This window comes from Pseudogulbenkiania ferrooxidans 2002 (assembly GCF_000174355.1).
Taxonomy (GTDB): domain Bacteria; phylum Pseudomonadota; class Gammaproteobacteria; order Burkholderiales; family Chromobacteriaceae; genus Pseudogulbenkiania; species Pseudogulbenkiania ferrooxidans.
In genome coordinates this window covers 51,651-77,070 of sequence record NZ_ACIS01000009.1, presented here as the reverse complement: position 1 = coordinate 77,070, position 25,420 = coordinate 51,651, and the positions used below count along the sequence as shown (strand labels likewise).

The window sequence follows — 25,420 nt, the reverse complement described above, 5'->3', positions numbered from 1 at the left end:
TGCAAACGAAGGGCGACTCAAGAAACACGTCACGTCAAGAGATTACTTACCTTGAGTTAGCGGCCGAGTAGCACCGCTAATGCCTCATCCAATGCTGTAACCGATTCGACTATTGTGCGCACAGTGGTGCGGTCGAACTCATGGTCTCGTTGGGAGTCGTGCACACCACTGTTGAGATAGCCCCATTCGATGCTTCCTGCACCGACGCCGAGGAGGCGTGTCAATCCGGCGACGACATCTGATGCGCCGGCGTGCTGTGCCGCGATGCGATCGACAGCTGACCGTAACTTAGTACATTTGTTATTGAGCTCCCATGGTGAACGTGGCCCGCCTAGCTTGAGCTCGATGCGTCCATCCGTACGGCGCCCCAGCCAATTCCAGAGCCGGTCCGTCAGGCTCTCCAGAGCCGGCCGCGCCTGGCGCAACGCCTCTCGCTTTTCGTCGACCGCCAATGCCTGCTGGGCCAGCAAAACATAGTTCTTAGTCGGGGGATCGCTGTCGACGCGGAGCTCGTGTTCACCCTGATGCGGCAGGAACTTGTAGCGCTTGATGGCCACAGCACGTCGCGTGCCAAGCTCCTGCTGGATGCGATGCAAGAACTCTTCGGCGTGCGAAGTTAGGATGACTTGTTTACCGTCCAGCAAACCATCCTCGAAGAAGGTACGCCAAATTCCATCGCGGTGGTCATCGTCGATCGCATTGACAACGTCATCGAAAATAACCACCGGACAGCCCTGCGCAATATTTTTGGCCAACAGTATCGCCAGGCCCAAGCATTTGATGTGCCCTTCACTGAACACGATCAGTGCGTCATAGCGCACGCCCGGCTCACCAACGAACTCCACTTCGATCTTGCCGTTCTCAGCCACTGGTAGCCATAGCGCATGCAACAGGTCGCCGGGTGGATCAGCGCGATTGAACGCGTTGTATAGATGGCAGGCCTGTTCTCCCAGGCCCTGGAGCAGTACGCCCGGCAGTGCGGCCAGGTAGGCCTGGATCTCAGGTAGGAAACCGTCGTAGGCGGCCTTGATCCGCTGATGGTGCGCGACCAACGGTACCTCTGCCGCGACAGCCTGGATCAGTTCGCGGTTCGCCTCATCGAACTGGGCCACGGTTTGGTGGGCTGCAGCCAGTTCCTGGTCCGCCGTCATGCGCATGGTCCGAAGTTGTTCGACCTCCAGCCGATGCTGGTTCAACCTGTCCCGTTCTTGGGCCAGCGCTCCGCGCTGGGCAAGCACTTCGCGAGCCTGTGCGTCGAACTGCTCAATGATTTCAGCGACCCGCAGCAGAGCGTTCCAGGCATATCGCTCACCATCGACCCACGCGCCGAGCCAGTTGCCCGCAGCGGAGGGAGGCAGCAGAGGCAGGCCCGCTGCCTGCAGTTCAGCAGGACATGCATATGCAGCGGCCGCCACGACTCGACGCATCTCGTCCCAGAGCACCCGCACGGCCTCACTCAACTGCGTCCGATGATTGGCCTCTTGCTGCTGAAGGGCAGCCAATTGCGCGAGCTGCTCCAATCCCGCGCGCGCCTTGGCGAACGGATCTTGTGACACGGCAGCCAGTCCGGTACCGCATGCGGGACAGGCAGTCGCCCCGTCGGCTAGGGCCAGCACCGCCTCGTAGAGCTTAGCGTACGACACCTCGCCAGCACGGGCTGCGAGCTGACCGGACGACTCCTGCCAAAGTCCCTGGACGCGGTAGGCCTCTGCCAGAAGTGCCTGCAGCTGCGCTCGGGTGACCTCGTGTACGGCAGGAGGGACGGCATCCAGCTGTCCTTGGACAAACGGCAGCCGCCCTTGCTGCTGCTGCGTACCGAGCAGCCAGTCCACGCAAGCCTGGTACCCCAAGCCGGGGAACAGGCGCTGCGCCAAGGCATGCTCCAAGCCCTCGACTACTGAGATTTTTTGCGGGTAGGCCGCGATCGTTTGCTCGGAGTTCGATAGCCGCAAGCGGCGCTGTGCCAACTGAGACGCCTGGACCCCAACGAGCATCAGGTCCTGATCGAGCGAGGGATTGAAGCCACGGACGAATTCGCTGAACTGATCCACGCCGAACAAGGTTGCGATGAGCTGTCTCTGATCGCTTGGGGTCCGCGCGGCGATGCGGGCGAAGTCGTCGAGGCGGTTCTTTTCTATGAAGCAGAAGCGGTACTCGGTCTCGTCTGGCGGCACTGTCTGAACCTGGTCAGCCCCTCTGGCGGAGAGAACCGGCGCGACATGGCGACGCAGGCGGGCATTGTTGCAGTAAATACGCTGATCGACCCGCTTGACTTGCGCTTCACTGATAGAGCCAAGCATCGCCACTTCCAATGCCTCACAGAAGCTGCTCTTGCCTGTGCCGTTGGCGCCGTAGACAAGGGTGATGTCATGGCTGAGGTCGAACGTCTCCTGCCGCATAAACCCGCGAAACGGCCCTACCTCTAGCTGCTGCAGGCGCCCAAGTGCTGGCCCAGCTTCGGGCACGTGAGCCTCCCCGTCTTGCTCGACAGGCAACTGCGCCAGTTGCGCGACGGCCAGCGGTGCCAGGCGAGTGGACCGCCCACGGCGCGCTGCTCCGACCTCGGCAAGTGGCTGCAGATGATTTAGCACTAGGTGCGCGAGTCGGCGCACGTCGTCGTGCACATCTCGCTGCGTCAGGTACGTTAGAAAGCGTTGATACTCTGAATGAATGCTTGCCATGCAGTCCCCTCCACTCAGAAAGACGCTTTCAGCCGCGTCCGTGGTGATGTTTAGCCGCCATGATAGCACATGGGCATACCCACCCCTGACTGAGGACGGAACTTTGGCCACGGTAGAAGTTCATGACGTAACGCTAAAATGACTGCTATCGGCCAGTTGCGGACATACCAAAGCTTCAACTACTCGGTAGCTGAACGGCCGGCGTTTATCGCAGAGCAGCCATCAACGGTGAAAATAACGGGCGGCAAAATGCGCAGCATTTTGGCGTCCCGGTAGATTGAATAGTTAGGTATTTTAGCTACTCAGATTCGGCCTCAAGTTGCGAAATATGCTCCTGCATCGCACTAATTAGTACGTCCATATTGAACGAGGGGCGCTCTGGCGGCCCCAACCCCCGAAACTCCCTCACCAGCTTCTTGACCGCTGGGGAACCCCTAAGCTCAATTTGGGCGAACACGTTACCGTAGGTGGCTTCGTCTGGCCCGCGACCACGTTGCATGTTGAACGTGACATTTAGAGCGTACTCATACGCGTCAGTGACATTAGCAATTGCTTCTTTGCGCAGCGTGCGATGAAATGATCTAGCCTCATGCTTTGCGGCAACTACAGCAGCAATAATTTGTACGATGACCGAGGCGCCCGCACCGATCATCGCACCAAATAAGGCGGCAACTCCAGGGTCCAGCGAATTGGGGGGTTGTATGGCCATTGGTTAAACCTAACGGTAAAAATAACGGGCGGCAAAATGCGCAGCATTTTGACGTCCCGGTTGATTGAATAGTTAGTCGCCTTGTTTAATGCGCCCATATGTTCTTCCTGCCAATACATTCTTAACTTGGCGAATGTTTCGAGCCGAAGACTCTCGAACGAGATCACTCAGCGATTTGCCAAATGAAGCGCCCAACCGAATGAGATGTACTTGCTCGACCGTTAGCCGCCCGCTATGCCCGCAAACCACTCGCTCAACAAACGCTGAATCGGTTGCCCAACGCGCTGCGCAAAGTGGATTTGGTCGGCCCTCGACAGACTCGCAGGCTGAGAGTTGCTCAACAAGAGAGTCCCTTGCTTCTGCCGACCTTGCGTTCATTCCAAGTTTGGCGAGATAGGCGAAACCGGCTCTACCGCCAGGAATCATGTTCAAGCCAAGCGGATACAAACCAAACATTCCGACAAACTCTTCCTCATGCTCTAGGGCGCTATCGTGATCGAGTTCGCAGAAAAACACCTTGTGCAACACCTCCGCTACAAGATGCTGGCGTAGCGCTTGATGGAACAATAACGGAGAGCCAGATCGTGCCGACGAAATATGCTGCGCATACCTATCGAACCAACGTTGCTTTGTCATACCGACGTATCCAAGTGGCACTTCCGTTTGGAATGAGTGCAGGTACACAGAATAGGTGCCGGAGAGCCCTTCGTACCCTTTGAATATTGGATTCAATGGCACATCGATCTGCGCCCGTTCGTGCGCGATGGACGAGCAGCTAACGATGAGATGGCCATTAAGGTTAACGTTGTAATCCGGTGTGCAGACTCGGACTGTCGGCGGCAATGCCAAGGCGTCTACCTCAATCCAAAAATTCAGAGGCTCGTAAAGCGCGGAGCCAGTCGGTACAAGTTTCCGTCCTTGTTCTGTCGAGAACAGATCCTCCAGATGGCGCGCAAGGGCGAACGGATCAATCGCCCATAGAGGAACGAGTTCATTAACGTTGTGAACGTTGATGTAGTGAAATTTCATGCGTGTAATCGAGGCGGCTAACGTTGGAGGTAAGGGGCGGCCCGCTTGCGGGACGTCCCAGCGGCCGAAGGACGCGCCTTGACCGAAGTGTTAACCGTTAACGCCAAAACTTCCACCACTGACGTGCCGAATCGGGAGAACGTATTGGGCCACGACCGATAAGCTCCACTATCTTGTATTTGTCTGATGGCGGCAGAAGATACTGTCTGGTTTCCGGCATAACAGCAACAGCACCGCAACTACACAAAAGGGTACAAGCGCACTTGGTTGGAACAAGGTTGCGGCAGTTTTCACACAGCACATACCAACCAGCATGCGGCATAAAGCCTTTGTCAAAGTTGAAGCCGAGAATCTTGATCTCAGAGTTTTGGATTACCCCTGCCTCTAATAGAACTTGGGAGTCATTCTTCCGGTATTCGCGGTTGATCTTGTACTCAGCCTGAAGGTTGCGAACCCAATTCGGATCGCCGACCGGAAAAGGGTTACGTTCGGCCAGTCTTTGGTGCACCTGATTGGAATACTCTTCCACTCGGCGCTTCCCCTCGGCTTTAAGTTCTCGACGACGTTGTTTATCCATACGGCTAACAGTGTTTATACGGACACGCAGGTCCGTATATTTATTGATATTGCTGACATCCATTATCGTACCCAAACACCATATTTTTCAAGGCGTTCGTCATGGGCTTGTCCGTATATCAACCCCCAATACGCCGGACGCCTTGGCCGTGCCCCCCGTTACACGCTACCCTACGATTTTTGACCTAAAGGAGTGACACTCATGGGGTGAAATCATAGCCAACCGACCCCGACTTCTTGACCAAGTTTCGATTGTCTGTCGGCGCCGCCATTACAGCCGCAATACTGAAACCGCCTACCGCTATTGGATCAGGCAATTCATCCTGTTTCACGGCAAACGCCATCCTGTTGAGATGGGCCCCGCCGAAGTTGAAACGTTCCTGAACCATCTCGCCGTCCAGCGCCAAGTGGCCGCCTCGACCCAATCTCAGGCACTTAATGCCCTGGTGTTTCTTTACGAGAACGTACTCACCCGACCGTTGGGACAGATGCAGGGACTACGCCGGGTACAAAAGCGGCACAGGGTGCCGGTGGTCTTGACGCAGGACGAGGTAAAGACCGTACTATCGCTGATGGAGGGAACGTGCCGACTGATGGCAGAACTAATGTATGGTGCCGGCCTGCGCGTCCACGAATGCGTTACCCTGCGAATCAAGGATGTGGACTTTTCCACTCGGACCATTTCGGTCCGCAACAGCAAGGGCAGTAAGGACCGGACGACTGTGCTGCCGGCGCAGTTGGGATCGAAACTGCAGCAGCATCTGTTGCGGGTGGCAACCCAACACAAAGAGGATTTGGCGCGCGGCGCCGGACTAGCGCCGATGCCCGACGCCCTGTCGCGTAAATATCCGTCCGCTTCCTCCTCATTCGCCTGGCAATACGCTTTCCCCTCGACGGCACTCCGACCTTGGGGCGACAGTGGAAGGTTGGTCCGCTGGCACACTTCCGATACCACGATTCAGCGGGCATTCAAGAAAGCGGTAGCTCAAGCTCAGATTCACAAGCACGCCAGTGTTCATTGCCTGCGCCACTCCTTCGCCACCCATCTGCTGGCGGCCGGCACCGACATTCGGACCATCCAGTTACTGTTGGGGCATCGTAGTTTGCAGACCACAATGATCTATACGCATGTACTGCAGGCGACCCGCAACGTAACCAGCCCACTTGATTCCCTCTAAACCAATCTGTGCGGAGATGGTTATAAAACGGCAGCATCATGCTCCATAGCTGCCGTTTCCTGGCCATACCAGATCACGACAGCTTTGGGTCGATATGAGCCGCTCACAGAGGGGTGGCCTACCAACCGGTTCCTATCGATAACGACCGCGACCCGCTGAAATTGGCTGCCTTGAGCTTTATGAACGCTGATGGCATAGGCGTATTGGACTCGCTCGCGGACCTTCGAGCAATCAAACCAGTGCTCATGCATTCTTGGGGCTCCGCCCCAAACCCCGCACTCGCCGTGAGGCAGGTGGGCAGGCGATGAGACCTCGCCAGCCCACTTGGGTGAAGCGTGAATGCCCTTCAATACGTCAAGAGGCTTTCGCGGCATAAACGCGACGATACCCCTGTCACATTTATTCCTCGGTCCTCTTGACTCCTTTACGGGCGGGTTTCAACCGCTATGGCCACAATTTGAGGTGGCTACCCACACACGACCGAAGGTATGCTGCGACAGATTGCAAACCGGCCGGCCGTTTTCGATGACGTCTCCCTTGCGGAGAGTGAACTGGCAAAGCGCTGAACAACAAAGAGACCATTCAGTGGAACAGGGGTATCTTTACACCTCTCGAGGGACATTTGCCAGAACGCAAAAACGCAATAATGCACTGATTATTAAAATAAATTTGTCAGTTTCTTGGTGGCTTCCATTCAAACTGAAAACCCCACCTCGCGCAGGTGTGCTAGCGAGGGGGCACGTATGGCCTGTTCAAAGGCCGCACGGTCCCCGACGAAAACTACCTGATGTATGCCACGGGTGAGGGCAGTGTAAATCAGTGCGTGGTCCAGGATTCTGCTCTTGGTGATGACCACGGCCACACGCCGGAACTGACTACCCTGTGCCTTGTGTACGGAGATGGCATAGGCAAGCTCAAGCCGGTCGCGGACCTCCGTTGCCGGTAGGAAGTGTACGGTACCCTCGAAATCGATAAGCAATCCTGAGTGGTCATCGTTCTTGATGTCCACGATGTGGCCGAGGGTGCCATTCATCAAGCCACGGTCGTAGTCATTAATCAAGTGGACGACGGGCTCTCCAACCCCAAACTGGAAGCCAGAAAGGCGTTCTCCGTGATTCTGCTGATGAAACTGAAAGTTGATGGCCTCGATGCCAGAGGGTCCATCCTTGATGGCTCCCAGAACCTGCCAATCCTCACCAGACCAATCGATGGCCAGTTGCGTTAATTGACCCTGAACCAGCGGGGGGGCACACTCGATGAAGCTCACCCCGACATTCTGGCCCGCATAGGTATCCAGCACCGGAACTTGATGAGCACGGATTTGGGCAGCGACTCCAGGAATACCTGTCTCTGCCGTTTGGCGATGAACCTGCATTAACTCGACCAAGGGCACGTTTGGGCTTTGCACCAGGCGGTGGAAAACCAGGCCAAAGCCAATCGGAGGGAGTTGCGCCGGGTCTCCAACCAACAGCAATCGTGCTCCGTCAGGCAAATACCTCAGAATACGGAAGGCAGTGGGCAGGTCGAGCATCGAGGCCTCATCGACAATCACCAGCGTGTCCGCAGACACTTCAAGCTGGCCTTCCTTGGCTTGATGAAGGAACTTGGCGATGGTCATGGCTGTGTGCCCGGTGGCTTCGGCCATGCGCTTGGCTGCACGTCCGGCCAGCGCCATTTGGACCACCTTCAGCTCCAGTCGCTTGGCGATGTCGATGACAACCCGGAGTACGGTGGTCTTGCCAACACCGGCACCACCGGTCAATACGCTGAATGGCTTAGTTGTTGCCATTAGCACTGCTTCACGTTGCTGGCGGTTCAGTGCAAAGCCCTGTGTGGTCTCGTTCTCGACTATCGCTGCATGAAGCCAGTCGGGTTTGAAATCCGTCTTGAACAAACTGAACTGTATAGGGGTTTCTCCCGTCAGCATGGCCCGGATACGCTCGGCAATGCGGATTTCAAGGGCTGCTGCGCCAATCGGCTGATAGCCCGCTTCTGCATTGCCGACAACGGCGCCTTCGGCCAAGGCTAGTTCAATGGGGTGCTGCGCGCTATTTTTCTTCAAATCAGCCCCTAACAAGGAAGCTATGCGTATTTTCAGGAGGTCCGCTAGCGTCACTGTATGGGCACTCTGTAGGCGAGCATAGAGCGCAGCTTCGACTGCACCGACCATGCGGCGCACATCATCGATTTGTACGCCCAGCTTTAATGCAGCCGCATCGGTTTGGCGCCAACTAGCGAAGGCGAGCATGTAGTAGGGATTGAGATTCAGCATCTCGATGGCTTGGGAACCCCACACCTTCCGCAACTTGTTGGCCAAGCGTATATCAAATCCATGTTCGTCGAGGAAGGCGACCACGGCTGCTTCTGCTTGATGGTCGGCCCATACAGTCACCAGCCGCTCGGCCATGCCGGTCGTCAGAACCTCCTCTAGTGCATCAACATCGCCAACATCGAGGATAGCTGGCAAGCGGTCACCGAACGCTTCGTAGAGGGCTCTGGCCTTGCCTTCGCCGATACCGGTAAAATCGGGATGATTTGCCAAGTAGCTGATGAGCAGCCGCCCCTTGGGCACAGAATAACTGCCACGGGTCGCGTAGAGTTGGCGGCCGTACTTGCGATGCTCCCTATACTCGCCGGTGACCATCCAGACTTCACCAACGATAGGGGGGCGAGGCAGGGTCTTGGCCCGCGCCACCACTCGCACACGCAGGCCTTCGGAGTCGTGGCCCGAGAAAATGGTCGAACCGTTATCCGACAGGAAGGTTAGTGTACTGACGGTCAGGGATACGGTTTCAGACATGGCCATCGGGAGGATTGGGGATGCGCCGGCCGGTTTCGATGGCCATGTCCTCGCGGCCCTGTTGCAGCCGGAGAGTTTTCAGTTGTAGTCGTAGTTCGCCATTCTCCGCGACCAAAGCAGCGTTCTGCTGCTCGAGTTGGTTCACACGACGTTCAAGCGTTTTCGCTTTTTTCTCGGATGCCCCACTCCCAAGGGTGCAGTTAGAGGCGCTTATTGCTGCGGCTTCCTCTAATATTCTCACAGGCCGGTTCGGTATGTTCCGAGATTGTCTTGCTTCTTCCAGTGTCTGTTTAATGCGAGCGTTCTTGTAGAAGGATTGCCTCGGCACCCCGGTCTTATTGGCAATATCCGTGATGTTAAGGGTGCCATCGTCGCTTGTCGGCAGCTCCGTTGTGTGTGACAGATAGTCACGAAGGGAATCTAGGTATTGTTTCCCGAGTGCCTTACCGCTTATTCCCATAGCCAGCCTCACTCAGCGCTTCGTGGTATTAGGAGCCAGCGTGGCAACTCTGGTTTGCTCACGGTCGACCCGTGGCAAAGGACGACTCAAGAAATCAAGGTCGAGGCCACGGGAATGGGCGTTATAGGCCCAGATGGCGAACTGTTCTAGGAGTCGTTCATTTTCTGCCTTCAAACGTGTGTTTTCGGCACTCAACCGCTGAACTCTCTGAAGAAGGGTTTCAACTTCTGAGGGGGACAGCTTGTCCGCCGATCTCGGCTGTTTATATCCGGTAGCTGACAGGGCTTGCTTTCGAAGTTGGTACGCTCGCTTGATGCGCTCGTGTTGATGGAGTGCTTGGCGAGTGTAAGTGCTCCGCGTCCTCTGGGCGATAGCCGCGATGAGTAATTCCCAAGTAAGTTTGCCTGTCCATCCATCCAGCTGGCGGACAATATCTTCAATGATTTCATCATTCAGGTTTTTGCTGCGCGTTTTATTTTTGGGCATGCTATTCAGTCCCGCAGCAAGTTACGTAACAAGTCGAGAGAGGGGGTAATGTTCATCTCCTCGACGGAGGAGGGGGGTGTTAGTGCAAGGGGCTGTTCCTCCGCCTGCGAAATTTGGGGGGGTATCTGTAAGCCAGAGAGCTGGATGACGGCCCCAACAGGCACGTCGGGATTATCGAGAATTTCACAGAGCTGGTATAACCGTTCTGTGGTGAGCTGGTGGTGTTCCATCCAGCGGTCTCCCCCGATGTAGCCCTTCTGGACCGCTTCTTCAGCATCGGCCAGCAGCTTTTGTGCTTCTTTCAGATGCGTATGGAGCTTGGCCCACTTCGCCTCGTCCCCCTTGATGCATACATGTTCCTCGCAACTGATGCAGTCCCGATGATGCTGACAGGGCACCATTGAGTAGTCATGCACACAGAAACCGAAATCTGTCGTGTGTGCGGTGGGGATTTTGAGCCGGGCGAACTCGTCGCGGGGGATGAGGGTGTTTTTCGGTATCGATGCCAGCGGCCCAAACATCCGCTCTTCGTCGCCGATTACGTTGCGAATTCGCTGTACCATTTCGTCGGCAGAGACATGGTCGTAGGCCTCGTTTTGGCGGATATCCCGTCGGCCAGACCACTTTGCGATATCAAGCTGGCTCAGGCCACCGGCTTGGGCCAGCGTATTCAGGTAATGGCGGAACTGGTGCGTGGTCATTCGGATGGGTTTCTCTGTATCATCCGTGAAGCCGAGCGAGTCAAAGATGGATTGTGTACCATGCTCGCTACGTGCTCCCAGCCCGTCGTTGATATGCTGGATGACGATAGGTTCAATTACAGGGACATAAGTTGCCTTCTTTCGATGAAATAGGTTCCGTTGCACGACGCACAGTGCCTCGGAATATTTCAGCTTCTTGTCTGGTTCAAGTAGGGGGAAATTTGACGGCAGCATGGCCAGAACGACGCTCTCGACTTGGGCAAAGGGCGCGAACCAGATGCGGCCTTGCTTCTCCAGGGGGATAGAGTTTTCTTTGCACCACGTGTGGGGGGACCCATTTGCAAATTTCCGGCCCCAAAGGACCTTCCCGACTTCCTGCATGCTTAGCAGTTCGTGGTCTCTCAGGCGCTCAAGGTTGGCCGGGAGGTACATCCGTGTTGGATTGGCTTCATACCATGATGCGACCTTTCGCGCCGCGTCTGTTTCTTTCCTAATTTTTCCCAACGCTTCTTGCACCACGCTGGACATGGAAGGGATGACCCACTTCACCATGGGGTCTGCTTCCTTTGCTGGCCACCAGCGAATGCCATATGCGCCCGCAAGGTTGACCTCGCAGTCGACCGGCAGGGTGAGTACCTCGTTAATACGGTCCGGCGCCGAGCAGAGAATTGCGGCAATGGAACTGACAAGAATGTCGGCAGGGGCCACTGCCAGTCGAAAGACTTTGGGGAGGACCTCCAATGCCCTGGGGGAAGGGAGCTTCGAGGCTCGCTGCTCGTCGAACTCTTTGCCGACTCGTGTACCGCCAGCAGGCCTCTTGATACTGTTATGCCAGCGCAATGGTACGACGGTCAGCCGGTTGGTTGCCAAGAAGTCGGCCACCATTTGCAACTGGATGCCTATTCGGTAGGCTGCTCCCTCAGAAAACCTGGCATGGAGGAGCTGGGCGGCCCGGTTGAAGATTCCCGTGTCGGCCTTGACCGGGGACCGCTCTGCTCCATTCTCTGTGAGCGCAGCTTCCAAGGCCCTCAGGGCCGCCATCCTGAATCCAAGCCCGACAACAGGTCGCATCCCCTGCATGTAGCGGATGTATGCCTGGGCGAAGGAGCGAAAGGCCGAGCTCATTGGCTCTGGGCATTTTGTCCCCGCAGTGGTCAAGGTGCAGAAGGTAATGCGCTCCCGCTTGGTTCCTTGCCCTTTACGGGCGCATTCCTTGGTCACGTCCCATATGTGGGCATCAAAAGCCAAATCGGCGCCGAACACGGTCAGCCGCTCGCGGCACATGGTGATGAACCCTTCGAGGTTATCCAAGGCGTCAAGTTCTTGCTTTGGGGTGAAAAGCAGGACTTCATTCATTTTTTCCCCCCGCGCGCTTCGCTTCGCGGCATTGGTTAACCACTTGGGCGACGGCTAATATTGTCCGGTCGTTGACCGATGCAATGCGTGCGTCGGTATTTGCCATCAGGCGCTCCCGCTCCGCCACCAAATGGTTTAGTACTGCCTCGTGAGGTCCGTCCAGCCACGCCTGGAAGTTTCGGCAGGTATAGCAGGCGATGGGGGCCATGAATCCGCAGAAACCATGCTTCCCGCAGTTGCCAACGGGCGTAAAACCCTTGGTACATTGAGGTGAAACGATACGACTGGTGGGGTCACTTCCCCGCTCCGCATCCACCTCTGTCGAGATAAGTACCCCTGCGAATGCTTGGGCTAGCGGGGCCATTTGTAGCGCGATGGCTTGGTCTATCCGTTCAACGATTTCCGGTGTGGCCTGAACATACACGCCAACGTTTTGGGTATCATCATGGTCCAATAGCTCTGCGATAACGAGTTCCCCGTGCCCCTCGATGGCCGCCCGGGTGCCGATGGTTCGGCGGAAGCGAGTTGGCGTTATGTGAATTGGCTTACCTGTGCGCTCCGAAGCCACCTTTAAGTGGTTGAAGATGGTCTGGAGGTGGCGCCCTAAACGATAGGCGGTGGAGTGAAACTCGAAACCTTGAGGGGGCGCACGGTGTGCTCTGCTTGCGGGAAACAACGGGGCTTGGGTTGTGTCTTTCAGTTTACCAATAAACTGCTCCTCAACTACCTTCGTGTACTGAATCAGCAGAGCGCCAATTTGGGGGGTGAGTAATCGGTTTGTAACGCTTGTGCGGAGAGCCCCCTGTCTGCGTTTTACGCGGGGTATTTTCAGAATATAGATTTCCGTACCGTCCTTGGCCCTGGCTACGGAGATATCGCAAACTTTGAGTAAGGCATACTGGGCGGGGCGCTGTCCCAACAGCATGAACAGCCAGCCCAGCATGTAATCGCTCAGGGAGACCTCCCCTTGGGCGTAGGCCGTGCAGAATGCACTCTGAATGGCCTGCAACTCGATATCTGTAAAGGGACCGTCCTGTGTGTCCATGGTTAACACGGCCATCCCTTTTGTGTTTCCCTTCAGCCTTACCTGTTTCAAGAAAGTAACGGCATCGGCGGTGACCCCTGGATACCCTAACCGGTGCCATTTTTTCAGGAGCCCCGCCAGCGTGCTCAAGTACCAGTGAGTGGATGGGGTTAGGCTTGACCGATAGTTGATGAGCATTTCGCTGGTTATTACCTCGAGGGGGGCGCTATCAGTACCTGAAAAAATCATAAGGAAATGCTTTATCCGCTCAAACAAGTTCTTTACGTGATGGGACGAACGGTTCTTGGCATACCAGAGAAGCGTCTTCTTCAAACCGATGACGAAACCGGAGGTTGCCCCTGGGAGGGCATCAAAATTAAGGCTGACCGAATGGGTGCCTTCTCGATAGGCCCAGTGGCCCGACCGAGGGGTAAACCAAACGCCTGTTTTGGTTTGGGCCGATGCTGGCAATAAGTCATCTAGTACTAAATGCCATGGTGCAGCCATATTATTCTTTATCATTATTCCCCTTTAGCATGTTTGCCTGTATTTCAAGAGATACCTCTTGGCCCTTCTTCCTCGTATGACGGCGGGTGTACGACAACGCAGTGTCCGAGGTTTCAACCCACCCCATCAGGAACGACCTCAATTTCTTCTCTTCCTCTGGTGGCACGCCCTTCTTTTCCATAATTTCCGAAAATTTGTCGTTCCAACTGTGCCGCAGGATGTGGGGTGTTAAGTCTTCGGGAAGGTCTGGAAATGTCACTCGCAAGGTATGGAAAACCCGGTTCAAAGTGTCTAATGCCATGGGAACCCCGGAGCGGTCCGCTACAAACAGGAATTCATGTAGTCGCGCGCCATCGAGTGTTGAGCGAATGGTGATAATGTAGTGATGCGTGGCTGCTGCCAGTTCAGGAGAAAGGGGAATTCGTCGGTCGCGTGTTTTTGTACGAGGCTGTTTCCTGCGGGGGTCTTGCGGGTCGTCGGCCCTGCGAGCAATGGTGACGACTTCTTTTTGGAAGTCGATATCTGAAATTTTCACATTCAGCAGTTCGCCCCGGCGCAGACCGAGCAGCAACAACCAAGAAATGGCAAGCGAATTGCGTGCCTGCGCGTGTGGGCTGAGCCATGGATTTTCAGGTGAGCAAGGGCCTATCACCTTCAGCAGCCGGTCGAGTGTTTCTGGAGAAGCCCCTTCCCGCATGCCGACGGTGTTTCTCCCGCGTGTACTCGGAATGCGTTCGAACATGGCGTTCAGGACAAATTCCTTGGTGGAGACCAAGGTTATTCGAATGGTTGGGTCGAGGTTTGGCTGGGAAAGGTGGCGTGCGCTGAGCCAGGTGAGGTAGGCCCGAATGGTGCGGATGCGGTTTGCCACCGTTACCGGGGAAACCTCTTTGGCATAGGTTGACGGCCGACGCATGCGAAACCGCTCCATCCGGATTACGCGAAGACTCTGGCGGGGCGTTTCCTGTGTGAGCCTACTGCGCGACGCCTTAAATTCTGAAGCGGGGAGACCACAGTGGCGGACGAGTCCATCGATTTCTGGTAGCGACAGGAGTTGTCCGGTTTGCAGGCGCTTGTCTAGGTGAATATCACTGGCATCCAGAAAGTCCAATAGGACCTCGATTTCACGCAAAGCCCGTTCGATGGTATTGCTGGCCCGATTCTTCTGTCGAAGTTCTGTCAAAACGTACACCGTGGGGTCAAACAGAGGGATACCCTCTGTTTTGTTGAGCAAAACAGGGAGGCGCTCACCTGAGACCATCATAATGGTTCTAATTGAAAATTTTCCTGACTTTGACGGTAAAGTGCTTCCCATTTCAGCTCCTCACGATAAGAATTTCATGGCTTTTGAGCTTGGTAAATTCATCATGCTAAATTTCAATATCCAGAATGAGAGATGCTCATTCAATTGTGAATGGCATGAAGGTGGTGTTTTTCTACATTCTGGTTTGTGAGGGTGGCTCCAATGTTTTTGTGCTTGATTGGAGCGTACAACAAAATATTTGACTTGCGGTGCGTGAAATCTGATATGGGTGCAGTTCTTCTGGGCTGAAAATTACAGTTGCTAAATTAAAAAACTAGAAATGTAAAAATGTAATATTCCGGGTCGGTGGAATTGCCTAGAAGAAAAAGGAAACTGCCAATAGAAACAAGAAGAACCCACGATGCGGTTTGTTACAGTTGCTAAACTAATTATTTTTTTTTCGCACAGGGCGGCGTTGCTTTAATGCAACAATTAACATGACAGGTCGAGGGTAGGAGTAGCTCAGGCAGGGGGTGTTGGCATATCCCTGAAGGAATCTATGCCTGCCATAGGATGGTGAGTACGTCTTTGAGGTGATAGAAGTAGCCTGATGTGGGAAGGATAAGGATGAAGGTTATGCGAGCGATGTGATGTGTGGGGGGGGGGGGGCATTTTGAAAAGCCATTTCCTACGGGGTAGGACTAATTTTTCAAAGGTTGCTTGAGTAGTTTTTTGGCATGTCGCATGCGCAATAGAAAAATAAAGGGTTGGTGTAGGGGGTAAGGTAAATGGGCGGAGGTGTTTAATTAAAACTATTTATATGGTATTTGATAAGTCCTCCTGGTAGTGAGGTAAGCCTGGTATTGACATTTTTTGCTAGGTCGGCGGCAGCTTGTGTATTGTCGCTCTCAGGGAGGAATGTTAATAAGAAAAAAGCGGAGCCAAATCAAGGGCTCCGCTCGGGTTGTTTACCAATTAGATATTGGTCGGCTCTAGAACGGGATGTCGTCGTCCATGAAATCATCGGCCTTGCTGGCCGGTTTCGGCTCCATGCGGCGCGGTGCGGCCGGCGGAGCGGACGGGGCGCTCTGGCGCGGCGCCGGAGCGCCGTAGCCGCTGTCGTCGTCCATGGCGGCGTCGCGCTTGCCGCCTTGCAGGCTGAGTTCGTTCACGCGCACGTCCGGCGACAGCTTCTTGTTGCCGTCACGGTCTTCCCATTCGCGCAGGGTGAGCTGGCCGTAAACGGTCACCTGCTGACCCTTGCTCAGGTAGTTTTTCAGCGATTCACCACGCTTGCCCCACACCTGGCAGCTGAACCAGTTGGTGGTGCGGCGTTCGCCAAAGCCGATGTCGCTGGCCACGCGGAAGCTCAGCACCGGTTCGCCGCTGGGGGTGTAACGCAGTTCGGCGTCTGCCGCCAGGCGGCCGTCGAAAGTGATGCTGTTCATGTCATTCTCCGATTCAATGCAATGGATGGCGCTGATCGCCGGCGCTGGACCGATGGTGTTTGCCTCGGTGTGCCGGGCCAGTCCGCCCCATCAGTTGGTTTCCAAAATCAATTGCTGGACAGCGGCCTCGTCCCAGTCCTGCTGCGATACCTTGAGGTAGGCGACGCGCTCGTCGACGACCACCACCGCTTCCTTGACGCCGCGCTGTGCCGCCAGCCGCTGCGACAGCTGGACGGCGTTGCCCTGCCAGTTTTCGCCGATGTGGAACATGACCGATTTCACGGCCTGCGGCGGCTGCATGGTGATGGCCAGCGCGAGCCAGGCCAGCATCAGCGCGGCGGCGAAGCCGAATGCACCGCCCGTGCCGTAGTGGCTGTACAGCCAGCCGCCGGCAGCGGCACCGATGAAGAGGCCGAAGGATTGGGCGGTATTATACACACCCATGGCCGTGCCCTTGGAGTCGGCAGGCGCGATCTTGGAAATCAGCGACGGCAGGCTTGCCTCCAAAATATTGAAGGCGATGAAGTAGAGCGTCAGCCACAGCACGATCATCCAGAACGAATCGAGCGCCAGCGCCATGCCGAGCTGTGCAGCGGTCATCAGTGTCACCGCACCGACGAAGACCGTCTTCAACTTGCCCTTTTTCTCGCCGTAGATGATCGCCGGCACCATCAGGAGGAAGCCGACGATCACCACCGGCAGATACACCTGCCAGTGGTGCGCCTTGTCGAGGCCGTGCTTGATCAGGGTGAAGGGAAGCACGACGAACATCGACATCTGCGCCGCATGCAGCGCGAAGATGCCGAAGTTCAGCCGCAGCAACTGCGGGTGCTTCAGCACGGCCGGCAGACGTTGGGTGTTGGTTTCGGCATCGGAATGGAAGCGCGACACGGCTGGGTCGGGGATCAGGTATTTCACCCCGACCAGCGCGGCCAGCGTCAGCACGCCGGTCAGCGTGAAGATGCCGTCGACGCCCATGTAGTGAGCCATGAGCGGGCCGAGCACGAGACTGGCCGCGAAGGTGGTGCCGATGCTCATGCCGATCATCGCCATCGCCTTGGTGCGGTTTTCCTCGCGCGTGAGGTCGGCCAGCAGTGCGGTGACGGCGGCCGAGATGGCGCCGGCACCCTGCACGACGCGGCCGATCGTGAGCCAGGTGATGTTCGGTGCCCAGGCCGCGATGAAGCTGCCGGCGGCGAAGACCAGCAGGCCGCCGTAGATGACCTTCTTGCGGCCGATGCGGTCGGACAGCATGCCCAGCGGAAGTTGCAGGAAGGCCTGCGTCAGGCCGTAGGCGCCGAGGGCGATACCGATGGCGGTATGGCTGTGGGCGCCTGGCAGCGTCTGGGCGTAGAGTGCGAACACCGGCAGGATCAGGAACATGCCCAGCATGCGCAGGGCGTACACGCCGGCCAGACCGAGGCTGGCACGAAGTTCAAGCGGATTCATCAGTGTTGTTATATGTCGGCTAGAGGTGAAAACGGAGGCGGACTCCCGCTCCGTCATGATCCGGGCTGCAATGCGGGTGGAGCGTGGTACGCCAAGTCGGGTATATTAACAGGTTCCCCGACTGATCGTGAGTGAGGCATGGACTCCATCCGCATCCGTGGCGCACGTACCCACAACCTGAAAAACATCAATCTTGACCTGCCGCGCCATCAGTTGGTGGTGATCACCGGCCTGTCCGGCTCCGGCAAGTCCTCGCTGGCCTTCGATACGTTGTACGCGGAAGGGCAGCGGCGCTACGTGGAGTCGCTGTCGGCCTATGCGCGCCAGTTCCTGCAGCTGATGGAGAAGCCGGACGTCGATCTGATCGAAGGCCTGTCTCCCGCCATTTCCATCGAGCAGAAGGCTACCAGCCACAACCCGCGCTCGACGGTCGGCACCGTCACCGAAATCCACGACTACCTGCGCCTCTTGTTCGCCCGCGTCGGCGAGCCGCACTGCCCGGAGCACGGCGTGCCGCTGGCTTCGCAGACCGTGTCGCAGATGGTCGACCACGTGCTGGCGCTGCCGGAAGAGACGCGGGTGATGATCCTGGCGCCGGTGGTGATGGCGCGCAAGGGCGAGAACGCCGACCTGTTCGAGGAGCTGCGCGCGCAGGGTTTCGTGCGGGTGCGCGTTGACGGCGAGGTGGCGGAACTCGACGCCGTGCCCAAGCTCGACAAGAACAAGAAACACACCATCGAGGTGGTGATCGACCGTCTCAAGGTGCGCGCCGACCTGCAGCAAAGGTTGGCCGAAAGCTTCGAAACCGCGCTGCGGCACGCCGAAGGCCGTGCCATCGCGGTGGAGATGGATTCCGGCAAGGAGCATTGGTTCTCCGCCAAGTTCGCCTGCCCGGTGTGCAGCTACAGCCTGCCCGAGTTGGAGCCGCGGCTGTTCTCGTTCAACAACCCGATGGGTGCCTGCCCCAAGTGTGACGGCCTGGGCGAGATCACCTTCTTCGACCCCAGGCGCGTGGTGGCGCATCCGGAATTGAGCCTTGCTGCCGGGGCCATCAAGGGCTGGGACAAGCGCAACCAGTTCTATTACCAGATGCTGCAGGCGCTGGCGGAACACTTCGGCTTCGATCTCGAGCTGCCGTTCGAAATCCTGCCGGAGCGAGTGCGCCACGTCATGCTGCACGGCTCCGGACGCGACAACATCGAGTTCACCTATCTGTCCGAACGCGGCGCCAAGTTCACCCGCAGTCATCCGTTCGAGGGCATCATCCCCAACCTCGAGCGGCGCTACCGCGAAACCGATTCGCTGGCGGTGCGCGAGGAACTGTCCAAGTACCAGAACAACCAGCCCTGCCCGCACTGCGAAGGCTCGCGCCTGCGCCGCGAGGCGCGCTACGTCTACGTGGCGGGGCAGACCCTGTACGGCATCAACCAGATGGCATTGAAGGACGCCGCGCGCTTCTTCGAACAGGTGGAATTCAGCGGCCAGAAGCAGGCGGTGGCGGAGAAGATCATCAAGGAAATCCGCGACCGCGTGTCCTTCCTCAACAACGTCGGCCTCGATTACCTGTGCCTGGCGCGCTCGGCCGACACCCTGTCCGGCGGCGAGGCCCAGCGCATCCGTCTGGCGAGCCAGATCGGCTCCGGCCTGACCGGCGTGATGTACGTGCTGGACGAGCCCAGTATCGGCCTGCACCAGCGTGACAACGACCGCCTGCTGGCGACGCTGGTGCGGCTGCGCGACCTGGGCAACAGCGTGATCGTGGTGGAGCACGACGAGGATGCCATCCGTGCCGCCGATTACGTGGTCGACATGGGGCCGGGCGCCGGCGAGCACGGCGGCGAGGTGCTGATCGCCGGCACCCCGAGCCAGATCGAAGACAGCGAACGTTCGGTCACCGGCGCCTTCCTGTCCGGCCGCCGCCGCATTGAGGTGGACAGCGAGCGCCGTCCGGTCGACCCGGAGCGCCTGCTGGTGCTCTCCGGCGCCAGCGGCAACAACCTCAAGGACACCACGCTGGAACTGCCGCTGGGCATGCTGGTGTGCATCACCGGCGTGTCCGGCTCGGGCAAGTCCACGCTGATCAACGATACCCTGTACAAGATCGCGGCGCGCGAGCTCAACGGTGCCAGCGAGGAGCCGTCGCCATACCGCGAGATCACCGGTCTCAACCACCTGGACAAGGTGATCAGCGTCGACCAGGGCCCGATCGGGCGCACGCCGCGCTCCAACCCGGCTACCTACACCGGGCTGTTCACGCCGATCCGCGAGCTGTTCTCCGGGGTGCCGCTGGCGCGCGAGCGCGGCTACGGCCCAGGACGCTTCAGCTTCAACGTCAAGGGCGGGCGCTGCGAGGCCTGCCAGGGCGACGGCGTGATCAAGGTCGAGATGCACTTCCTGCCGGACATCTACGTGCCCTGCGACGTCTGCCACGGCAAGCGCTACAACCGTGAGACGCTGGAGGTGAAATACAAGGGCCAGACCATCCACGAAGTGCTGGATATGACGGTAGAGCATGCGCTGGAGTTCTTCGGCGCGGTACCGACGGTGGCGCGCAAGCTACAGACCCTGATGGACGTGGGCCTGGGCTACATCCGCCTGGGGCAATCCGCCACCACGTTGTCCGGCGGCGAGGCGCAGCGAGTCAAGCTGGCGCTGGAGCTCTCCAAGCGCGACACCGGCCGCACCCTGTACATCCTCGACGAGCCCACCACCGGCCTGCATTTCCACGATATCGACCTGCTCTTGAAGGTGCTGCACCGCCTGCGCGGCAACGGCAACACCGTGGTGGTGATCGAGCATAACCTCGACGTCATCAAGACTGCGGACTGGCTGATCGACCTCGGGCCGGAGGGCGGAGCCGGCGGTGGCCAGATCATCGCCACCGGCACGCCGGAGCAGGTGGCGGGCAATCCGGTGAGCCATACCGGCCGTTATCTGGCGACCTTGCTGGATCGCGACAAGATTTCACGGTCAATCGGCTGACAACACCGTAGTTTCCGATATACTGCTTCAGGAAATAGGGGCCACCCGATGTGGCCGAAGGACGAGGACTGCATGCTAAATCTTGGAAAAATCGACCATATCCATGTTCGTGTCACGGATACCACCAAGGCAATCGAGTGGTACCAACGCGTGCTGGGTCTGACGCCCGATCCGCGCTATCGGCACATGCAGGACGAGCCACATGGTGTCACCATGGTGGCCAACCCAAGCTCCACCGTGCGCTTGGCCTTGTGCGAGGATGCCGAGTCCAGCACTGCGATCGGTGCCGTCGCCTTTGTGGTGAGCGGCCAGGAGTTCATGGAGTGGATCGACCAGCTGGCTGGTGAGCGTGTCACCAATCGCGAGGGGCAGACCATCGCCCGCGACTCGGTGTACGATCACCATTTCTTCTGCTCGCTGTCGTTTGTCGACCCGTTCGGCAACGCTTTCGAGGTGGTCAGCTACGACCACACCTGGCTCGCCGGCAAGCTCAAGCTCAATGGCCGCAGCAACCATAATGGCCATAACCCCCTGCATGGCCATAGCGGCCTTAACGGCCATGTCCCATCGGCCAGTGAGTGAGTTGGCCTACGCTCGATAAAAAACCCGCCGAATGGCGGGTTTTTTGTTGCCCGCCACGTGGGATGTCGGCGACGGATAAATGCGGTCTCAGTCGGCGAGCAGGCCGTCGAGCTTATGTTTTACCAGCAGTTCGTGGTACACACCCTTCTTCTTGACCGCGTCGATGGCGGCGTTGAAGCGGGCCTTGAGCGCGCTGTCCTGCTTGTGTAGCGCCACCGCCACGCCTTCGCCCAGCACCTTGTCCTGGCGCCCGTCGAACACCGGGCCGACGAATTCGAAACCCTTGCCCGGTGCGGTTTCCAGGAAGCCTTTCTGCAACTGCACGGTGTTGCCGAAGGTGTAGTCGGCCCGGCCCGAGGTCAGCTCCATCATCGGGTCCTGGGCGTTGACGTAGCGCTTGATGGTGGCGGACTTGCCGAACTGCTGGGTCACGAAGCGGTCCTGCGGCGTGCCGGTCTGTACCGCGATGGTCTTGCCGCTGAGCGCGGCGGGCTGGATCTCGCCCTTGTGGCCCTTGGCCGTGACGAAGCGGTTCTGCATCAGGTAGTAGACCTTGCTGAAATCCACCGCCTTGCGCCGCTCATCGGTGATGTTCATCGACGACATGATGGCATCGTATTTCTTCACCTGCAGACCCGGGATCAAGCCGTCCCACGGTTGGTTGACGACCTCGCACTGCACTTTCATTTCCTTGCACACGGCGTAGGCGAAATCCACCTCGAAGCCGGACACCTTGCCGTTGGCGTCGACGTACTCGAACGGCGGGTAGGTGGCGTCGGTGGCGATGCGCAGCGTTTCGGCGGAATGCGCCGCCAGCGGAGCGGTCAGGGACAACAGCGCGAGAATGATGGGCTTCTTCATGGTGTTTCCTTCCTTTGTAGAGGGGATGCGGACCGTCTTGTTGTAAGGGTGCCGGTGCTAGTCCAGACGCCGGTGTTGTAAAGCGGGCAGGCGCCGGCGCAGCTCGGCCTGCCGATCGAGATCGAGGGTGGCAAGTGCGATGCCTTCTCCATCTTCATGACGCGCCAGCACCGTACCCCATGGGTCGACGATGAGGCTGTGGCCGAAGGTACGCTTGCCACCCGGGTGCACGCCGCCCTGGCCTGCGCCGATGACGAAGGCCAGGTTATCGACGGCGCGCGCGCGCAGCAGCAGCTCCCAGTGCGCCTCGCCGGTGGTGTGGGTGAAGGCGGCCGGGGCGCTGATCAGCGTCGGCGCCGGGCGCTGGCGATACAGCTCGGGAAAGCGCAGATCGTAGCAGACCGACAGGCGCAGCGGCCCCCACGGCGTGTCGCCGCTAGTCACCTGCTCGCCGGCGCTCATGGTGGCCGCTTCGTCGTAGCGCTCGTGGCCGTTGTCGAAGCCGAACAGATGGATCTTGTCGTAGCGTGCGTGGCAGCGGCCGTCCGGCCCGAACAGCAGGCTGGAGTTGAACATCTTGCCCGGCTCCGGGCTTGCCAATGGCAGGGTGCCGCCGACCAGCCACAGCCGGTGCCGTTCGGCCAACTCGGCGAGGCAGCGAAAGATCGGGCCTTCTCCCGGCGGCCGGGCCAGAGCCACGCGCTCGCGCTCGTCTTCCGGCATCAGGTAGAAGTATTCGGGCAACACCACCAGCGCGGCGCCGGCGGCGGCGGCTTCAGCAACTAGTACGCGGGCACGTTCGAGGTTGGCCGAAAGATCGTCGCCGGACACCATCTGGATGGCGGCGGCGGTGAGCTGTTGTGTGGTTGGCATGGTCGGGCTCCTACAGGCGGCAAAGGCGCTCGGCCCCAGCACGCAGCGTGGCCTCGTCCTTGGCGAAGGACAGTCGGATCAGGCGATGGTCGGTACCGTCGCGATAGAACGCCGACACCGGGATGGTCGCCACCTGATGCTCGCGGATCAACGTTTGCACGAAGTCGCTGTCGGACTGGCTGCTGATCTTTTCGTAGCTCGCCAGCATGAAGAAGCTGCCGGCCGACGGCAGCAGCGTCAGGCGCGAACCGGCCAGGCAGTCGACGAGCAAGTCGCGCTTCTGCTGGTAGAAATCCGCCAGGCCGAGGTAATGCGACGGGGTCTGCATCAGTCGTGCCAGGCCGTACTGCATCGGCGTGTCGGCGGCAAACATGGCGAACTGGTGCACCTTGCGGATTTCCTCCATCAGGGCCGCCGGTGCCAGGCAATAGCCGACGCGCCAGCCGGTGATGTGGAAGGTCTTGCCGAACGACGCTACCACCACCCCGCGCTCGGCCAGCTCCGGGTGACGGCTCATGCTGTGGTGCAGGGCGCCATCGAACACCACGTGCTCGTAGACCTCGTCGGACAGCAGCACGATGCCGGTGCCGGCGGTGAGGCGCTTGAGCGCGGCGATGTCCTCGTCGCCCAGCACCGCCCCGCTCGGGTTGTGCGGGCTGTTCAGCAGGATCATGCGGGTGCGCGGGGTGATGCGCGCGGCGACCTCATCCCAGGGAATGGCGAAGGAGGGTGGGGCGAGCTTGATCGGCACCGCCTTGGCCCCCTGCAGCTCGATCATCGGCGCGTAGCTGTCGAAGCAGGGCTCGAACACGATCACCTCGTCGTCGGGGTGGACCAGCGCGGTGATGCTGGCGAACAGCCCCTCGCTGGCGCTGGCGGTGATGGTGACCTCGTGCTCCGGATCGTAGTGCCGGCCGTACAGCGTCGCCACCTTGCCGGCGACCGCTTCGCGCAGCGCGAACAGGCCGGCCATCGGCGAGTACTGGTTGTGGCCGTTGAGCATGGCGCGGTGGGTGTGCTCGATCAGCTCGGGTGAGCAGGGGAAGTTGGGTGCGCCTTGAGACAGGTTGATCGCCTGGTATTTGGCGGCCAGCTGGCCGATCACGGTGAATATGGTGGTGCCCACGTGCGGCAGCTTGGAGCGCGGCGTGATGGAGTCGGTCATGTCATCCCCCGGTTGTTGTGTCTGTGCCATCGGATGGCGTTCAAGCCCATTAAACGGGTGACGGGGCTTGTGCGACAAACGAATTGTCGGCATGTTATGCATGAGTTTTTTTCAGGCATGAAGAGGCCATGACACAGCGTCCATTACCCTTGTACGGCCTGCAGGTTTTCGAGGTCGCCGCCCGCCACATGAGCTTCACCCTGGCGGCGGACGAGCTGTGCCTGACACAGGGCGCGGTGAGCAAGCAGGTGGCCCAGCTCGAACAGCAATTGGGCTACCCGCTGTTCCATCGCCAGGTGCGCCGGCTGGTGCTGACCAGCGAGGGCGAGGCCTTGCTGCCCTACGTGACGCGCGCGCTGGCGACGCTGGGCAAGGGGGTGGAAGCGGCGCGCCTGGCGCGCAACCACCTGCGCCTGAAGGCGCCGTCGTGCATCTCGCGCTGGCTGCTGCGCGAGATCATGCTGTTCCGCAAGGAGCACCCGGAGATCGAGGTCGAGGTCACCAGCGTGCACGAGCACGGCGTCGACTTCGCCAAGGAAGCGTTTGATCTCGCCATCGTGTTCGGGCCGGTGCCGTCACTCCAGCCGCGGCAGACCCCCTTGTTCCGCGAGCAGCTGACGCCAGTCTGCTCCCCGGCGCTGCTGGAGTCCTTCGGCCAACCTTTGCACGAGCCGGAAGAGCTGGCGCGCTTCCCGCTGCTGCACCCGTCGCGCGATCGGCGCGACTGGTCGTTGTGGTTGAAGTCGGTCGGGGTCAAGGGTGTCAATCCCGGCAGCGGCCAGGTGTTCGACACCCTGGACCTGGCGACGAACGCCGCCCAGCAAGGCTTCGGCGTGTCGCTGGCGGATGTGGTACTGGTGGAAGAGGAGTTGAAGCGCGGAACGGTCATCACGCCGTTCGCCCAGACCGTGTTCACCGGCAACGGCTATCTGTTGGCACTGCCGGCGGCCAAGCGCACTGCCGAGGCGGCGCAGCTGCTGGACGACTGGCTGGCGGCACGCCATCCGATGTCGGCCGAGCCACCCATGCAGGCCATGCCCTGAGCCGAGAAAAGCAAACGGCCGCTAGGAGCGGCCGTTGGATTGACTAATTAGGGAGATAGGGCAGAGCGGGTAAGGAAATCGCTGAGGGTTGCTCGTGGTGCGCCGCAGGTTTGGAGCCGCGAACAAAACCCCGCGCAGCGATCTTGGCTAGGCGCGCGGCCGCAGAAAACGAGGCATAGTCGATGTTTCTGCGAAGCTACATACAAGTCGTACGGCAAGCGCTTGCTGGGCGAACCTCTGCCGAGATTCGCGCGTGAGCGCAACAAC

19 protein-coding genes are annotated in these 25,420 nt (G+C 58.8%); 4 read left to right on the top strand and 15 right to left on the bottom strand.

Translation table 11 applies throughout. From position 1 onward, the window contains the following. Window positions 1-56: 56 nt before the first annotated feature. From FURADRAFT_RS15875 to FURADRAFT_RS20625, 4 genes are all read right to left on the bottom strand, one after another. Window positions 57-2,681, bottom strand: a complete 2,625-nt coding sequence (locus FURADRAFT_RS15875; RefSeq protein WP_008955177.1) for an AAA family ATPase — start codon at window positions 2,679-2,681, stop codon at window positions 57-59. Window positions 2,682-2,979: 298 nt separating this feature from the next. Next, entirely contained in the window at window positions 2,980-3,390 is a 411-nt protein-coding gene (locus FURADRAFT_RS15870) for a hypothetical protein (RefSeq protein ID WP_150105094.1), read from the bottom strand. A gap of 72 nt (window positions 3,391-3,462) precedes the next feature. Next, window positions 3,463-4,419 (bottom strand): GIY-YIG nuclease family protein, encoded by a 957-nt coding sequence (locus tag FURADRAFT_RS20630; RefSeq protein ID WP_008955174.1) that lies wholly within the window; start codon window positions 4,417-4,419, stop codon window positions 3,463-3,465. Between the two features lie 97 nt (window positions 4,420-4,516). Beyond that, window positions 4,517-5,059, bottom strand: a complete 543-nt coding sequence (locus FURADRAFT_RS20625) for a hypothetical protein (RefSeq protein ID WP_150105093.1) — start codon at window positions 5,057-5,059, stop codon at window positions 4,517-4,519. A 148-nt stretch (window positions 5,060-5,207) separates the two neighbouring features. On the opposite strand from FURADRAFT_RS20625, the gene FURADRAFT_RS15865 reads away from it, so the two are divergent. After that, the gene (locus tag FURADRAFT_RS15865; RefSeq protein ID WP_201441966.1) at window positions 5,208-6,173 is read left to right on the top strand and encodes an integron integrase; all 966 of its coding nucleotides are present in this window, start codon (window positions 5,208-5,210) and stop codon (window positions 6,171-6,173) included. 694 nt (window positions 6,174-6,867) lie between these two features. Here FURADRAFT_RS15865 and FURADRAFT_RS15860 read toward each other — a convergent pair. The 8 genes from FURADRAFT_RS15860 to FURADRAFT_RS15835 all read right to left on the bottom strand — a co-directional run bounded on the left by FURADRAFT_RS15860 (window position 6,868) and on the right by FURADRAFT_RS15835 (window position 17,647). Then, window positions 6,868-8,973 carry an AAA family ATPase gene (locus FURADRAFT_RS15860; protein WP_008955172.1) on the bottom strand — a complete coding sequence of 702 codons (2,106 nt, stop codon included), beginning with the start codon at window positions 8,971-8,973 and terminating at the stop codon, window positions 6,868-6,870. Beyond that, the gene (locus FURADRAFT_RS21265; protein WP_008955171.1) at window positions 8,966-9,433 is read right to left on the bottom strand and encodes a DUF6262 family protein; all 468 of its coding nucleotides are present in this window, start codon (window positions 9,431-9,433) and stop codon (window positions 8,966-8,968) included. The genes FURADRAFT_RS15860 and FURADRAFT_RS21265 overlap by 8 nt, the downstream gene beginning before the upstream one ends. A 12-nt stretch (window positions 9,434-9,445) precedes the next feature. Further along, a complete protein-coding gene (locus FURADRAFT_RS20245; protein WP_081455965.1) occupies window positions 9,446-9,919 on the bottom strand; it encodes a hypothetical protein in 474 nt (157 codons plus the stop codon). Between the two features lie 5 nt (window positions 9,920-9,924). After that, a complete protein-coding gene (locus FURADRAFT_RS15855; protein WP_008955170.1) occupies window positions 9,925-11,976 on the bottom strand; it encodes an integrase in 2,052 nt (683 codons plus the stop codon). Next, window positions 11,969-13,522, bottom strand: a complete 1,554-nt coding sequence (locus tag FURADRAFT_RS15850; protein ID WP_008955169.1) for a site-specific integrase — start codon at window positions 13,520-13,522, stop codon at window positions 11,969-11,971. Before FURADRAFT_RS15850 ends, FURADRAFT_RS15855 begins: the two co-directional genes overlap by 8 nt. Further along, entirely contained in the window at window positions 13,509-14,822 is a 1,314-nt protein-coding gene (locus tag FURADRAFT_RS15845; RefSeq protein ID WP_008955168.1) for a tyrosine-type recombinase/integrase, read from the bottom strand. Before FURADRAFT_RS15845 ends, FURADRAFT_RS15850 begins: the two co-directional genes overlap by 14 nt. A 920-nt stretch (window positions 14,823-15,742) precedes the next feature. Beyond that, window positions 15,743-16,198 carry a single-stranded DNA-binding protein gene (locus FURADRAFT_RS15840; RefSeq protein WP_008955167.1) on the bottom strand — a complete coding sequence of 152 codons (456 nt, stop codon included), beginning with the start codon at window positions 16,196-16,198 and terminating at the stop codon, window positions 15,743-15,745. Between the two features lie 90 nt (window positions 16,199-16,288). Beyond that, a complete protein-coding gene (locus FURADRAFT_RS15835) occupies window positions 16,289-17,647 on the bottom strand; it encodes an MFS transporter (protein WP_008955166.1) in 1,359 nt (452 codons plus the stop codon). Between the two features lie 138 nt (window positions 17,648-17,785). Here FURADRAFT_RS15835 and uvrA point away from each other — a divergent pair, with 138 nt between their 5' ends. Both uvrA and FURADRAFT_RS15825 read left to right on the top strand, forming a co-directional pair. Continuing rightward, on the top strand, window positions 17,786-20,629 hold the full coding sequence (gene uvrA, locus FURADRAFT_RS15830; RefSeq protein WP_008955165.1) for an excinuclease ABC subunit UvrA: 2,844 nt from the start codon (window positions 17,786-17,788) through the stop codon (window positions 20,627-20,629). A gap of 72 nt (window positions 20,630-20,701) precedes the next feature. After that, window positions 20,702-21,211, top strand: a complete 510-nt coding sequence (locus FURADRAFT_RS15825; protein WP_150105091.1) for a VOC family protein — start codon at window positions 20,702-20,704, stop codon at window positions 21,209-21,211. 87 nt (window positions 21,212-21,298) lie between these two features. On the opposite strand, the gene FURADRAFT_RS15820 is transcribed toward FURADRAFT_RS15825, so the two are convergent. The 3 genes from FURADRAFT_RS15820 to FURADRAFT_RS15810 are packed head-to-tail and all read right to left on the bottom strand — an operon-like array spanning window position 21,299 to window position 24,110. Next, window positions 21,299-22,072 (bottom strand): transporter substrate-binding domain-containing protein, encoded by a 774-nt coding sequence (locus FURADRAFT_RS15820; RefSeq protein ID WP_008955163.1) that lies wholly within the window; start codon window positions 22,070-22,072, stop codon window positions 21,299-21,301. 57 nt (window positions 22,073-22,129) lie between these two features. After that, window positions 22,130-22,945: a carbon-nitrogen hydrolase family protein gene (locus FURADRAFT_RS15815; RefSeq protein WP_008955162.1), complete on the bottom strand. Its 816-nt coding sequence runs from the start codon at window positions 22,943-22,945 to the stop codon at window positions 22,130-22,132. Window positions 22,946-22,955: 10 nt separating this feature from the next. Further along, the gene (locus tag FURADRAFT_RS15810; RefSeq protein WP_008955161.1) at window positions 22,956-24,110 is read right to left on the bottom strand and encodes a methionine aminotransferase; all 1,155 of its coding nucleotides are present in this window, start codon (window positions 24,108-24,110) and stop codon (window positions 22,956-22,958) included. 128 nt (window positions 24,111-24,238) lie between these two features. Here FURADRAFT_RS15810 and FURADRAFT_RS15805 point away from each other — a divergent pair, with 128 nt between their 5' ends. Further along, complete coding sequence (locus FURADRAFT_RS15805; protein WP_008955160.1) at window positions 24,239-25,153, top strand: LysR substrate-binding domain-containing protein; 915 nt, start codon at window positions 24,239-24,241, stop codon at window positions 25,151-25,153. The last annotated feature ends 267 nt before the right edge of the window (window positions 25,154-25,420 follow it).